A 13,508-nucleotide genomic window follows, 5' to 3' on the forward strand; every position below is an offset into this window, starting at 1 on the left:
GGCCCGTGCGAAAGGACGATCATGGCGGACCGCGCGGCGCTGGCCGCGTTCCTGCGGGCGCGCCGCGAGGCCCTGCAACCCGAGGACGTCGGACTGCCGCGCGGCCGCCGCAGGCGTACCGGAGGGCTGCGCCGCGAGGAGGTCGCGGCCCTGTGCGACATGTCGGTGGACTACTACAGCCGGCTGGAGCAGCCGCGCGGCCCGCACCCCTCGGAGCAGATGCTCACCGCGATGGCCCGGGGTCTGCGCCTGTCACTGGAGGAACGCGATCTCCTCTTCCAGCTCGCCGGTCACGCCCTGCCGTCCCGGGCGCGACGCGGTGATCACGTCGCGCCCGGGACGATGCGCATCCTGGACCGGCTCCAGGACACTCCCGCCCAGGTCATGAACCACCTGGGCGAGACACTGAGCCAGACACGCCCCGCGGTGGCCCTGCTGGGTGACCAGACGGCCTACACGGGGCTGGCCCGCAGTTCCCACTACCGGTGGTTCACGGACCCCGCCGCCCGCCTGATCCACCCCGAGAGCGATCACGCCGAGCAGAGCCGTCTCATGGTGGCCGACCTCCATAGCGCCTTCTCCCGCGAGGGGGGCGACTCGCGTGTCGCCTCCCTGGTGGAGGCGCTGAACGAGCAGAGCCCCGAGTTCGCCGGCCTCTGGCGGCAACGCCCCGTGCTGGGACCGTACTGCGCCTCCAAGCGCTTCGTGCACCCGCAGATCGGAACACTCGAACTGCACTGCCAGACGATGATCGATCCCGATCAGTCCCAGCGGCTCGTGGTCTACACCGCGACACCGGGGACGGAGAGCCACACCGATCTCCGACTGCTGTCCCTCCTGCCGGTCCTCTGAAGGTGTGGCCCTCACCGCTGCCGGGGGTCAGGCCCAGTCGAGGGCGTGCTCGTGGGCCAGCCTCGGCATGCGGTCGAACGCCGGGGGTCCGGCCGGGTGGCCGATGTTGACGACGAGGATGGAGCGCCAGTCGTTGTCGGCGAAGAACTCCTTGTCGATCCCGGCCGGGTCGAAACCGGCCATCGGACCCGCGGCCAGGCCGAGGGCGCGGACGGCGAGGATGAAGTAGCCGGCCTGCAGCGGGCCGTTGAACGAGGTGATGGCCTCACGCTGGGCCGGTTCGCTCTCGAAGTGCTCCTTCATCTCCGGGCGGATGGGGAGGACGTGCGGGATGTGCTCGTGAAAGCGGGTGTCCACGGCGAGGACCGCGACGACGGGCGCGGAGGCCGACTTCGGCCGGTTCCCCTCGTCGAGGTGCGGCAGCAGACGCTCCTTGCCTTCAGCCGTACGGACGTAGAGGACGCGCAGCGGCTGGGTGTTCGCGGCGGTCGGTGCCCAACGGGCGAGCTCCCAGATGCCGGTGAGCGTCGCATCGTCGACGGGCGTGTCGGCGAAGGAGTACGCGGTGCGGGCCTCGGTGAAGAGCGCGGCGCCGGCCTGGGCGGGGATGCGGGGGAGGGGTCCGGGAACGGACATGCCGATTCTCCTGGCTCGTTGTGCTCGTTCAATGAGAGTAACTATCAAAAGCCAGGTCACTAGGAAAAAACGAGCGACCTCCGGCAGAGTAGCACCCGGTTACCCTGAGGCCATGGAGAAGGCGAAGGGCCCCCGATCGGCCGACGTGGACGCCTCGGAGGCCGAGCAGCACCATCCGGCGGCCTGTGACGGGGCGCTGAGCAAGGCGTTCGGCTTTCTCGGCAAGCGGTGGAACGGCGTCATCCTGGCCACCCTGCAGCACGGACCCCTGGGCTTCGCCGAGTTGCGGCGCGCGGTGGAGGGCATCAGTGACTCGGTTCTCTCGGAGCGGCTCTCCGAGCTGTCCGCCGCGGGTCTCACCTACCGGGAGGTGGAGCCCGGGCCGCCCGTTACGGTGCGCTACCGGCTCACTCCGGACGGGACGGCCTTGATGCCCATCCTCAGCGAGCTGGCCGGGTGGGCGTCCCGGCATCTCCCGGACACGCCGTCCGCGCGGCGCGGCGGCCGCGGTGGTAGCGTCGCCCGCCGCGGTGGGGCGCAGGGGACGACCGGGTAGCGGGCAGCCGTGTGACAGTCTCCGCACCATCTCTCACGTGGAGTGTGTCACAAGGTCTGGACACAAGGTGTGCTCTCTGCTCCGGGTATCGTGAAAAGGACCGTTCCGAACATTCGTTGTGAGAGCTCGCCGCCCTGGAGCACCGAAGGAGCCACGCGCATGATCGCCAGCCCGCTTCCCGACCTGGTCGGCCGGCACCGTGAGTGCGCTGCGCTCGACGACCTGCTGGCCGGCCTGCGTGAGGGCGGGTCCCAGGTACTGGTGATCCGCGGCGAGGCGGGCATCGGCAAGACGGTGCTCCTGGAGTATCTGGCCGCGCAGGCGTCACGGGGGAAGGTGACGCGGGCGCAGGGCGTCGAGGCCGACATGGAGCTGCCCTACGCGAGCCTGCACCAGCTGTGCGCGCCGTTCCTCGACGGGCTGGACGACCTGCCGGAACCCCAACGTGAAGCGATGCGCGTGGCGTTCGGCATGGCGGCCGGGGATCCGCCGGACCGCTTCCTGGTCGGACTCGCCGTGCTCACGCTGCTCACCGGGGCCTCGGAGACGCGACCCGTGGTCGTCCTGATCGACGACGCGCAGTGGCTGGATCAAGTCTCCCTGCAGACGCTGGAGTTCGTGGCCAGAAGGCTGCTCGCCGAAGCGGTCGCGATGGTTTTCGCGGTGCGCGATCCCGAAGGCCATGGCGCACTGACCGGCCTGCCGGCGCTCCGCATCGGCGGCCTCGACAGCGCTGCGGCGGGGGAACTCCTGGAGAACGCCGTCGGCGGGCGTCTGGAGAAGCGGATCCGGGACCGGTTCGTGGCCGAGATGCACGGCAATCCCCTCGCCCTGCTGGAGTTCTCCCGAGGCCGCAGCGCCGCCGAACTGGCCTACGGCCTGGACTCGTCCGGGCACCCGATCGTGCAGGGGCCCGTCGCGAGCCGCATCGAACGGGACTTCGCCCAGCGGCTCGGTTCGTTGCCGGAGGCGACGCGGACGCTCCTGATGATCGCTGCGGCCGAACCGGTCGGTGACGCCCGCCTGTTGGCGCGCGCGGCCGCCCTGCTCAAGATCACACCCTTTGCCGCTCCGGCCAAGATGGCCGGCCTGATCGAGCTCGGCGAGTCCATCCGGTTCCGGCATCCGCTGGTCCGCTCAGCGGTCTACCACCAAGCCGCACCCGAAGCACGCCGGGCGGTGCACCGGGCCCTGGCCGCCGCCACGGACCCGGCCTCGGACCCCGACCGACGGGCCTGGCACGCCGCCCAGGCCGCGGACGGACCGGACGAGGAGGTCGCCGCCGGGCTGGAGGACGCGGCCGACCGCGCCCGGCAGCGCGGGGGCATCGCGGCGGAGGCGGTCCTGCTGGAACGCGCGGCAGAGGTGACACCGGACCGCCGGTCACGGGGGCGCCGCGCCCTGGCGGCGGCGGAGGCCCACTTCTCGGCCGCGGCCCCCGACAGGGCCACGGAGCTTGCGACGGTGGCCGAACTGTGCCCCCTGAGCACCCTGGACCGCGCTCGCCTGGCGCGGCTGCGGGCCAGGATCCTGTTCGCCCGCAGCCGAAGCGACGAGGCGGCGCCCCTGCTCCTCGACGCGGCCGCGCAGTTCACCGCCGCCGGGTCGCCGCTGGCCCGGGAGACGTATCTGGAGGCGATCAGCGCCACCATCTTCGCGGGCCGTGTGCACGGCCCCACCGGGGCCCGCGCCGCCGCGATAGCCGCCCGCGCGTCGGGCGCACCCCCCTCCGCCTCCAAGGCAGCCGACGCCCTCCTGGACGGTGTGGCGGCGCTCCTCACGGATGGTTACGAGACCGGTGTGCCTGCGCTGCGTGCCGCGCTGGAGCTGTTGGCCACCGAGGAACTGCGCACCCGGGAGTCGACCGTGCGCTGGCTCCTGCTGGTACCGGTCGCACTGGAGGCGTTCATCCACTACGCCTGGGACCTGCACGCGTGGGACACGCTGTCCAACCGCGCGGTGCGCCTCGCCCGCGACATCGGTGCGCTCGGCGCGCTGCCACCGGCCCTCATCTACGCCGGTGGGGTGCACATCCACTACGGCGACTTCGCCGAGGCGGACAGGATGATCGACGAGGCCGACGCCCTCGCCGCCGCGACCGGCCACGCGCCGCACAAGTACGCGACGCTGGTTCTGGCGGCGTGGCGCGGCGAGGCCGACGTCGCCTCCGGGATCATCGAGGAGGCCCGGCAGAGAGCCGACCAGCGGGGCGAGGTGTCCCTGCTGGGCGCCATGGGCTACATCCAGGGAGTGCTGTACAATGGCCTGGCGCGGTACGAGGAGGCCCTGGAGGCCGCGCGCTCGGGCATCGAGCACGACGGGTTCAACTTCGCCGGCCTGTCGCTGGTCGAGCACGTCGAGGCGGCCACACGGTGCGGCGAGCTGGACCAGGCCAGGGCATCACTCGACCGACTGGCCGATCTCACCCGCGCGGCCGACTCCGGCTGGGCCCGTGGCGCCTGGGCCCGCAGCCAGGCCCTTCTCGCCGAGGGCGACGAGGCCGACCGACTGTACCGGGCCGCGATCGCGGAGTTCGGGCGCGGCGGCGTCACCGTCGAGGTGGCCCGTAGCCACCTGCTGTACGGCGAGTGGCTGCGCCGCACCCAGCGTCGGTCGCTGGCCCGCGAGCACCTGCGCACGGCCTACGAGATGTTCGACGGGATGCGGGCGCAGGCCTTCGCCGAACGAGCCCGCCGCGAGCTGCTCGCCACCGGAGAACACGTCAGGGCGCGGGAGACGAGGACGACCAGCGCTCTCACCCCGCAGGAATCACAGGTCGCCGCACTCGCAGCCGACGGGATGACGAACGCGAAGATCGGCGCGGAGCTGTTCATCAGCCCGCACACCGTGGAGTGGCACCTGCGGAAGGTGTACACGAAGCTCGGGATCAACTCGCGCCGCGCGCTGCCGGGCGCCCTGGCGAGCACCTCGCTCGCGGACCGGAGCGACGAGGGCATGGTGCGTGCCGGCTGAGGGTCCGTAGGCCCCTGGTCCCGGGGACCCCACGGACTCGACCACGGACACCAAGGGCGCGGTGGGGGGTGCCACGGACGGAGGGTGGAGCCATCGCCCTGAAGGGGCGTCCGTTCACCTGAAGGAGTCCCGATGTCCGCGCCCACTCCGGAGACCACCACGCCGGCCGGCACCTCGGCCGCCCGGCCTGCCGAGGGTGACCTGGACACCGCCCTCGACGTGTTCCTGACCCAGCGGAAACGACTGTTCCGCCTCGCCTACCGGATCGTCGGCGATGGCTCGGCAGCCGAGGACGTGGTCCAGGAGGCGTGGGTGCGCTGGCAGCTCGCCGACCGCGCGAACGTCGAGAACCCGGCCGGGTTCCTGACCACGACGACGACCCGACTGGCGATCAACGTCGTCCAGTCGGGGCGGCGCCGGCACGAGACGCCGTCCGAACCGCGGTTCGCCGACCTCGGTGACCACGCCACCTCCGACGATCCCCTGCTTCGCGCCGAGCTGACCGCGGCGATCGAGTCGGCCCTGGCCCTGCTCATGGCCAGGCTGACGCCGGACCGGCTGGCCGCCTACGTGCTGCGCAAGGGTTTCGACTACAGCTACGCGGAGCTGGCGAAGGTGCTGCGGATCAGCGCCCCGAACGCACGCGTGGTGGTCCACCGCGCCCAGGCCCGTCTCGACAGCGATCGCGAGCGGCCGATCCGCACCGAGTCGCACCGCCGCCTCGTCACCGCGTTCAGGACCGCCGCCGACACCGGCGAACTCGAAGGTCTCCTGCGCCTGCTCGTCCCCGAGGAGCGGGTGCACCGCTCGACGCCGCCGTCCCGCGGACCGGCCGGTCCGGTGCACTTCCCGTGCCGCCACGCCGCGTGACCCGTGGCGGCACGGGGTGAGACGGGCCGCGCCCTGCTGTCACATGCACGGCCTCCGTCTTGTCTCTCTGGTGCGGGCACGCGGGTGGGGCTCACACCTGCCGCGCCCTCGTGCCGGGAGACCGCCCGGCCGCAAGCAGGCGCACGCCGGGGACAGCAGGGAGCACCGCCCATGAGCGACGATGCCACGTTGATCACACAGTGGAACCGTCTGACCCGGGTCCATCGCCGGATCGAAGCCCGTATGGAACGACACCTCCACCGGCAACTGGGCCTGGGAGTGAGTGAGTTCTACGCCCTTCGCACCTTGAGCGAGGGGGTGCGGGCGGGCACGGGGCTGCTCTACCTGGGCGACCTGGCCGACGGGACGGGGCTGAGCCAGTCCGCCACCAGCCGCCTGGTCACGCGCTTGCGGGAAAGGGGCCTGATCACCACCCACAGCGCGTCCGACGACCGCCGCAGTGTCGAGATCGAACTCACCGCCGTCGCACACGATGTGCTGCGGCTGGGCTCGCCCCTGCTGCGCCAGGCGGTCGAGGAGGTCGTGCGACAGCTGCACGTCGAGGAGACGGACAGGGATCTTCTCCGCTACCTGTGTGGAGGTACGGGTGACGGGGTGAGCGCTCATGTCCGCCAAGCCGGCTCCGCAGCCCTGTGACGGGCGGTGGTCCGCTTCAGGGCGGCGGAAGGCGGCTCGCTCATGAGCCCGCTCTCCTTTGTTCGACCAGCGCCGAACGGTCGGTAGGATGGCCGGTATGCCCGCCCCCCATGCGTCACCCGTCGAGAGTGCCCTCTCCCTGCCGCGCCTGCTCGGAGTGCTCAGCGATCCGACGCGGTTGGGGATCGTCAGGATCCTGTCCGACGGTGCCGAGAGAGGGTGGGGGCAGTTCAGGGCTCCCGTCGCCAAGTCCACGCTCAGCCATCACCTCAAGATGCTGCGTGAGGCGGGCGTGACGCAGACGCGCCAGGAGGGCACGCGGTGCTTCGTCAAGCTGCGAGTCGATGCCCTGGAGGCCCGCTTTCCCGGCTTCCTGCCCGCGCTGCTGGCCGCCGCCCGCGCCGACCACATCGGAGATCACGTCACAGAGCGGGACGAGCACGCGTGACCGCTTAGGCACCCCGCCGCCGCGTGCAGGGCTGCATCCGGCGTATGGGTTGACGTGTGCACGGCAATCGTGCCCGTCGCGTCGCGGCTGCAGCGAGGTGGCCGCCCTCATTTGACGACTTCGACGCCGCTGTCCATAGTGTTCTATGTACATCGAACATCGAACAAGGAGCCCGGATGTCCGTGGAGCACTCCCATCAGACGTTCTCCGGTCACGTCGTGATCGTCACCGGCGCGGGGACCGGCATCGGCCGAGCCACGGCCGTCGCCTTCGCCGAGGCGGGAGCGCGCGTGCTCGCTGTGGGCCGCCGCGAGCAACTCCTGAAGGAGACCGCCGCCGCCCACACCGGCATCGAGGTTCTGGCGATCGACATCCGCGGCGACGATGCGCCCGGCAAGGTGGTGGGTGCAGCCGTGGAGCGGTGGGGGCGCCTCGACCACCTGATCAACAACGCCGGTGCGACAGCCGTCATGCCGCTGGCGGAGGCCGACCGGCGCACGATCGTCGATCTGCTCGCGCTCAACGTCGTCGCGCCCAGTCTTCTGGCCCGAGAGGCCCTGCCGCACCTGCGCCGGACCTCGGGGTCGATCATCAACCTCTCGAGCACCTACGGGCACCGCCCGATGGCGGGGGGCGCACACTACGCGGCCACCAAGGCCGCGATCGAGCAGATGACGCGGAGTTGGGCACTGGAGCTGGCCGGCGAGGGCGTCCGTGTCAACTCGGTCGCTCCGGGCCCGACGCGCACCGACGTCATGCTGCACGCCGGTCTGACGCCGGAGGCGGCCGAGGGGATGTACGCCTATGAGCGCGACCGTATTCCGACCCACCACATCGCGCACGCGGACGAGGTGGCCCACTGGATTCTCCGGATGGCGGACCCGGCGGGACGCCATGCGACCGGTCAGGTGGTCACCGTCGACGGCGGGCTCGAACTCATCTGACGGCGCGGCCCTTTGACACGCACCTCGGTGCCACTGGGTCTCAGCGCACCGACACAACCGTCAACGATGTGCCGGGACCGGCACCGCGCAGCGTGAGGTCGAACAACAGGTGCCCCCGCCCGGGGCGCAAGGTCGCCGTACGACGAGAGGCGATTGCCCGTTCCGGGCTCTGCAGACGCTCCCCCTGGTGGGCGCCGTGGATGACCGAGACGTACACGACGGCCGGCCCGGTGTTGCGTACGCGCACCTGAGTGGTCGTCGTGCAGCGCCACGGTGTGTCGGGCTTCGGACATGCGTATCGCAGGTCACCGAAGCCGTAGGTGCCGCAGGACAGTTCCTGGTCGGCGGGGAGTGCCGACCGGCAGACGCGCCCCCGGCCGACGCGGTCGGCGTCGGCCCCACCGGTGCCGTGGGGGAGTGACGTGCCCAGGGCTGTCAGTGTCAGCGCGGCACAGATCGTCCTCAACGCGGACGACGTCCGGTGGCGGCGTGCGACTCTCATGACCGTCCTTGACTGGGACACGGCGGAGTTGTCGTGTATGACAAGCTGTCACTCGTGCAGACCGATTGCCGGGCGCGTCTGTGACACGGATACGGGGGCCCGCGCCCGCGGACGGGCGTGACTCAGGCCGGGAAGCCGAACAGGCGGTACTCGCCCGACGTCGTGAAGCCGAAGCGCCGGTACAGCGGTTCTCCCGCCGGGCTCGCCACGAGCGCCGCGGTGCGCATGCCTCTCAGACGCCCGCACCGGAGGGCGGCGGCCGTCAACGCGGCACCGATGCCTCGCCGGCGATGCTCCTCAGCCACGTGCACCAGGAAGACTCCGGCCACCCCGTAGGCGGCGATCACGACGGTCGTGCCGACCACCCGGCCGTCGAGCACCGCGGCCAGACGGACGATGTCGGAGTGGTCCTCACGTCGTGACTCCAGGCGCACCAATCCGGCCTCCAGAGACCGGCCGATCCCCATCGAGGTCCGGTATGTGCGGACCAGTTCCACGAGCCGGTCTCCGTCTCCCACCTCCTCCACCGCCAGACCGGGTACGTGCTCGACGTCGACCGGGGCGGCCGGACCCTCCTGAGACCTCACCATCACCGGAAGCAGGGCGAGTTGGACACCGCCGTGGCGCCGCAGTTCGCCTGCGGTGGCCGCCGGGCTGTCGGGCCCGACCCACCACCACCAGGGAACGCCCGTCAGAGCCTCGCGGGCGACGGCGACGGCCTGCCCGGCAGCGGCCACCGACCGCAGCCTCACCACGCCGTTGAACTGCGGGGTGAGGAGTCCGCTGCGGAACAGGTCCAGTTCGTCGGGCGGTGGGCTCTGCGTGGTGCCCCAGCCCATGAGGTACTGACGGAAATTGGCGAACACCGCCGCCATAGAACCCGGGTCCGGAACGGGTTCTCGAGATGACGTCGGTTCATCCAGGGGCGCACGGGCCGCTCCTCCTGCGTCCACCATGAAGGTGGCCTCCTTCGCATGCGTCGATGCCGTACCAGGGAGCGGCTTTGCTGCCGAACACCGCCTCCAGTTCCTCCGTCCTCCCCGTCCTACGGGTTCGGTACCTCCTGGAGGACCCAGCCGTTGCCGTCCGGGTCGGTGAAGTCGGCGTACGTGCGGTAGTTCCGGCGCTCAGGGTCGGGTCCGCTGATCCACTTCTCGCCCGTGCAGCGGTGGAAGACGTCGCTGGTGTCGTGATAGATGTCACCGACGTCCACACCCCGGCTGATCAGCTCGTCCCGGGCCTCCTCGATGTCCGATACGACGAGGTGGAGGCCCTTGGCCGACCCGGGTTCGGCCAGAGTGACGCCGGTGCCGAAGAGAACCGAGCAGGGGGAACCGGGCGGTGTCATATGGACGACCCGGTAGGTGTCGTCCGTGACGTGGTCGGCGTCCAGGCGGAACCCGACCGCCTTGTAGAAGGCCTTGGCACGGTCGACGTCGGAGACGGGCAGCACCAGGACTTCCAGTCTGAGATCCACTTGTCGTCACTCCATTGATGAGGCTTTCGGCTGTTCGTCGATGCGACACGGTGGTTGTACTGCACGGTGTACATCTTCTTGCCGCCGATGACGACCGCTCCGCTGGACGGGAAGTAGTCGTCCGTGGCCGAGGCGTCCTGGGTGGCCACGTACGCCTGTCCGGCCGGGATGGAGTACATGCTCAGCGGAGCCTGGGTGGAGGCGCCGAGACCGGCCGGATACTCCGCCTTGTCGGGGTAGCTCGAGCCGTAGACGGCCACCGCCGCGCTCCCCGAGGGCTTGATGATCTTCACTCCGTAGCGGATGCGGGTGTGGGCGCCGCCCGGGTTGTGGAACCACACCTTCGCGCCGCTGAACCAGACGGCGGTCCACTCCTCGCGCACCTCCGCCACCACGAACTGCTGACCGGCCTGTGCCGTGCTGCCCCAGTCGTTCACCCGGTCGGTACCGGAACCGGTGCCGTGGATCGCCTGATCGCCGAAGAGCGGGGCGGTCTCGCCGGGGGCGGTACGCAGGTAGACGAAGTTGGCCTGGTGCTGCCGCTCGGTGCAGGTGGTCGTCTGCCCGGTCGGGTCGTCGGAGGGGCACACCTGGAAGGTCTGCACGTTGTCCGCGAACGAAGGCGTGATCGCCACGACCTCGCCTGGCTGGGGCACCTCGGGCAGACCGCTGACCGGGGCCCCGAGCAGGCCCATGAAGTGGTTCCAGTCCCACGCGTAGCCGGGGTCCCAGTGCATGCCGGCCACCAGGGAGGAGTTCGGCCCGGCAACGTTGTCATGGCCGACGACATGCTGCCGGTCCAGCGGTACGCCGAAGCGCGCGGCCAGGTACTTCACCAGATCGGCCGTGGCCTGGTACTGCGACTCCGTGTACCAGGCGGCGCCGTGAGCGGCGTAACCCTCGTGCTCGATCCCGATGGAGTGCAGGTTGGTCGAGTAGTTGCCGGCGTGGAAGGCGATGTCCTTGGTCGGCACCATCTGGGTCACGGCACCGGACGACGACATGACGTAGTGGGTCGATGCGGGGTTCGTGGGGTTGGCCAGTCCGGCGACACCGGCGTCGTAAGTGGACTCCAGGTCGTGAATGACGATGGTGTCGACACGGATGCCGTTGGCCGGACGGTCGGCCACCTGACGGCCGACCGGAGAGCCGGCGACGAAGGTGCAGTCCACCGTCGTCGGGCATTCGGTCGCGGTCGCCGCCGACGTCTTCTTCAGCCGCAGGGCGTGGATCTGCCGCCTGTCCGGGGTGACCGAAGGGCTGGCGGCAAGACGCAGCCGCTGGCCGTCCTGGGTCGTGGCGGAGGCACCGCCGCGCACCGTGCGGAAGACACGGTCGGCGAAACTCGCCGCCGCTTTCTCCTGCTCGGCCTGGCTGTAGCGGGCGACGGCTCCGTACCACTCGGCGGGGTCCGCGGGCGTGCCGCCGACCAGTTGCCGCTCGTACGAGGCCAGCAGCGCGGCGCCGCCCCGGATGTTCGCGGTGTCGTCCTCGCGCAGGTCCCGCGCCGACAGGCCGGTCAACTCCGCGGCCTGGCGGAGCGTGTGGAGGGCGGGGGCGGCGGCAAGTGCCTCCAGGTCGGCGCGGCCGGCAGCGCCGGCACCTCCGCCGGCCAGCAAGGCGGGGGTGACGTCCGTGAGATTCATCGGTCCGTAACCGCCGTCGGTGCTCGGCAGGCCGCCGTGTCCGTCCCACGCCGATTCCTGGTGGGACAGGGCGAGCAGGACGGCGGGCGGGACGTGGTACTCGTCCGCCGCGGCGAGCAGGGCCTCCTGGCGCTCCGCAGAGTCGCTGCTCGTCGTTGTGCCGGCCTCTGCCGCGCCCGATATGGCCAACAGGCCACCTGCGACCAGTGCGCCCACCGTGACACCGACGGGCAACGTGACCGCCCTTCGTGGCTTGTGCAAGGTGATGCTCCTTCTCGAGAAGTGACGGGCGTCGAGGCGCGCCGACATACGGCCGTGGAAGGCCGTCGGCGCGAGGCGACTCGACGCGAGGATGACTATAGGGCGAAGTTGGTTGTAGCTGTCACGAGAGGCCGCAGCGTTTGACACGGTGTGTTGTGATCCGCTCGGCAGCAGCACTGTTCGTTGTGGGCCGCGCGACGGGCGGCCCCCGGCGCTGCCGTCGCCAACCTCCAGCGCGGGCAGCGCGATGTCACGGATCGGCCTTCGGCCCGGTCACATGTCGCAGGCGCGGGTGGTGCGATCACGGCACGCGCGTGGGCGCCGACGGGCCGGACTTCTGGAGCCGGCCCATGACAGCTCGGGCTGACGAAGGGACGACGGGACGATGACACCCTCAGGAAACCTGCCGGCGCCGCAACACGGCCTTCTGCTCACGCACTTTCTCACAGTGCGCGACGTCGCCGTTTCCCGACGTTTCTACACCGACGTGTTCGGCGGCGAGGTGGTGATGGCGGAGAACCCCGCGATGGTCAAGGTCGCCAACAGCTGGATCATCATGAACCCTGGTGGCGGACCGACGTCCGACAAGCCGGGGGTCACACTGGAAGCACCGCGAAGCGGTGACCGCGTGTCCAGCTTCCTCAACGTGCGGGTGGCCGACCTCGCCGCCTTCTACGCGCACGCGGTCGCACAAGGCGCCGACTTCCTCACCGAGCCCGTGGATCGCGGTGCCGAGCTGCGCTGCTACCTGCGCGACCCCGACGGCTATCTCATCGAGGTGGGCCAGTCCACCGGTCTGTTGCTGGGCATCCAGGCGGAAGGCCCGCGCGGCGCGACCGATGGAGGAGGGTCCGCATGAAGGTCGCCGTGTGGGACGACGGTGGGCTCATCGGCGTGGAGACTGCGCTCTGGGTCAGGGACCATGGGCACGAGGTCGAACTGTTCTCCGCTCCACGCGGTCTCGACTCGTACACACGAGAGGAGATCACGGACGTCCTCCGGGGCTGCTCAGTGGTGATCGACCTTCTGTGCCGGCCGTCGCTGGCCATCGGGACCCTCACCGAGGAGCACGGGTTCGTCATCGACGAGGAGGCCCTGGTCAGGTCGTGGGCGCGGTGGACCCGGAAGCTGCTCCAGGCGGAGTCAGCGGCCGGTGTCACCTATCACGTCGGTCTGTCCATGGCAGGGGTGGGCCGGGCCGCGAGCAGAGGGGTCTTCCGCGCCCTCGAAGCCCGGGAATCGATGATGCAGCGGTCCGCGACGCCACATCTCATCGTCCGGTCCACCCAGATGTTCGAGTCGGCCGAGGAGATAGCGACCGCCGGCACCGAGGACTGGATCGTATGGGTGCCACCGGTGGACGTACGTCCGGTGGCTCTCAGAGACGTGGCCATGCTGCTCGCGCACACCGCTGTTTCACGGCCTCGAACCGGTGTTCTCGAGATCGCCGGTCCGGAGAAGATCCGTTTGGACGCGTTCGTGCGTGCAGGCCTCGCGGCGAACGCGGAGTACCGCCGTGTGTTCACGGACGTCCACAGCCCTTTCTTCGGCACGCGCCTCGGGCCCTCGGACCTTCTTCCCGACGTGAACGCCTTCATCGCGGAGACGAGTTACCGGGAATGGTTCGCCGGCCGGCCCTCTCCCGGCATCAATTCCTGACGGACCACGACGCCGTCCTCTCAAGGA

Annotated in this window: 14 protein-coding genes; 9 read left to right on the forward strand and 5 right to left on the reverse strand. The window is 70.6% G+C overall.

Annotated elements, in window-relative coordinates:
- Positions 1–21: 21 nt before the first annotated feature.
- Positions 22–852, forward strand: coding sequence for a helix-turn-helix transcriptional regulator (locus KBY32_RS02705; protein ID WP_210978694.1), 831 nt, complete (start codon positions 22–24; stop codon positions 850–852).
- A 27-nt stretch (positions 853–879) separates the two neighbouring features.
- Here the strand turns inward: KBY32_RS02705 and KBY32_RS02710 are convergent, their stop codons facing one another.
- Complete coding sequence (locus KBY32_RS02710) at positions 880–1,488, reverse strand: malonic semialdehyde reductase (RefSeq protein WP_210978695.1); 609 nt, start codon at positions 1,486–1,488, stop codon at positions 880–882.
- A 112-nt stretch (positions 1,489–1,600) separates the two neighbouring features.
- On the opposite strand from KBY32_RS02710, the gene KBY32_RS02715 reads away from it, so the two are divergent.
- The 6 genes from KBY32_RS02715 to KBY32_RS02740 all read left to right on the forward strand — a co-directional run bounded on the left by KBY32_RS02715 (position 1,601) and on the right by KBY32_RS02740 (position 7,936).
- Positions 1,601–2,044: a helix-turn-helix domain-containing protein gene (locus KBY32_RS02715; protein ID WP_210978696.1), complete on the forward strand. Its 444-nt coding sequence runs from the start codon at positions 1,601–1,603 to the stop codon at positions 2,042–2,044.
- Between the two features lie 159 nt (positions 2,045–2,203).
- Positions 2,204–5,017, forward strand: a complete 2,814-nt coding sequence (locus KBY32_RS02720; RefSeq protein WP_210978697.1) for a LuxR family transcriptional regulator — start codon at positions 2,204–2,206, stop codon at positions 5,015–5,017.
- A gap of 132 nt (positions 5,018–5,149) precedes the next feature.
- Entirely contained in the window at positions 5,150–5,887 is a 738-nt protein-coding gene (locus tag KBY32_RS02725; RefSeq protein WP_210978698.1) for a sigma-70 family RNA polymerase sigma factor, read from the forward strand.
- Between the two features lie 171 nt (positions 5,888–6,058).
- Positions 6,059–6,544 carry a MarR family winged helix-turn-helix transcriptional regulator gene (locus KBY32_RS02730; RefSeq protein WP_210978699.1) on the forward strand — a complete coding sequence of 162 codons (486 nt, stop codon included), beginning with the start codon at positions 6,059–6,061 and terminating at the stop codon, positions 6,542–6,544.
- Between the two features lie 97 nt (positions 6,545–6,641).
- The gene (locus KBY32_RS02735; RefSeq protein ID WP_210978700.1) at positions 6,642–6,992 is read left to right on the forward strand and encodes a helix-turn-helix transcriptional regulator; all 351 of its coding nucleotides are present in this window, start codon (positions 6,642–6,644) and stop codon (positions 6,990–6,992) included.
- 176 nt (positions 6,993–7,168) lie between these two features.
- Positions 7,169–7,936, forward strand: coding sequence for an SDR family NAD(P)-dependent oxidoreductase (locus tag KBY32_RS02740; RefSeq protein ID WP_210978701.1), 768 nt, complete (start codon positions 7,169–7,171; stop codon positions 7,934–7,936).
- 40 nt (positions 7,937–7,976) lie between these two features.
- Here the strand turns inward: KBY32_RS02740 and KBY32_RS02745 are convergent, their stop codons facing one another.
- From KBY32_RS02745 to KBY32_RS02760, 4 genes are all read right to left on the reverse strand, one after another.
- Entirely contained in the window at positions 7,977–8,438 is a 462-nt protein-coding gene (locus KBY32_RS02745) for a hypothetical protein (protein WP_210978702.1), read from the reverse strand.
- A 122-nt stretch (positions 8,439–8,560) separates the two neighbouring features.
- Positions 8,561–9,313: a GNAT family N-acetyltransferase gene (locus KBY32_RS02750; protein ID WP_374224891.1), complete on the reverse strand. Its 753-nt coding sequence runs from the start codon at positions 9,311–9,313 to the stop codon at positions 8,561–8,563.
- A 170-nt stretch (positions 9,314–9,483) separates the two neighbouring features.
- Positions 9,484–9,894: a VOC family protein gene (locus tag KBY32_RS02755; protein ID WP_247688970.1), complete on the reverse strand. Its 411-nt coding sequence runs from the start codon at positions 9,892–9,894 to the stop codon at positions 9,484–9,486.
- Positions 9,783–11,822, reverse strand: coding sequence for an N-acetylmuramoyl-L-alanine amidase (locus KBY32_RS02760; protein WP_247688882.1), 2,040 nt, complete (start codon positions 11,820–11,822; stop codon positions 9,783–9,785). Before KBY32_RS02760 ends, KBY32_RS02755 begins: the two co-directional genes overlap by 112 nt.
- 385 nt (positions 11,823–12,207) lie before the next feature.
- Here KBY32_RS02760 and KBY32_RS02765 point away from each other — a divergent pair, with 385 nt between their 5' ends.
- Positions 12,208–12,681 (forward strand): VOC family protein, encoded by a 474-nt coding sequence (locus KBY32_RS02765; RefSeq protein ID WP_210978705.1) that lies wholly within the window; start codon positions 12,208–12,210, stop codon positions 12,679–12,681.
- Entirely contained in the window at positions 12,678–13,481 is an 804-nt protein-coding gene (locus KBY32_RS02770; RefSeq protein WP_210978706.1) for an SDR family oxidoreductase, read from the forward strand. The genes KBY32_RS02765 and KBY32_RS02770 overlap by 4 nt, the downstream gene beginning before the upstream one ends.
- Positions 13,482–13,508: the final 27 nt, after the last annotated feature.

Origin of the sequence: Streptomyces sp. RK62 (assembly GCF_018070255.1) — a bacterium.
GTDB classification, from domain to species: domain Bacteria; phylum Actinomycetota; class Actinomycetes; order Streptomycetales; family Streptomycetaceae; genus Streptomyces; species Streptomyces nigra.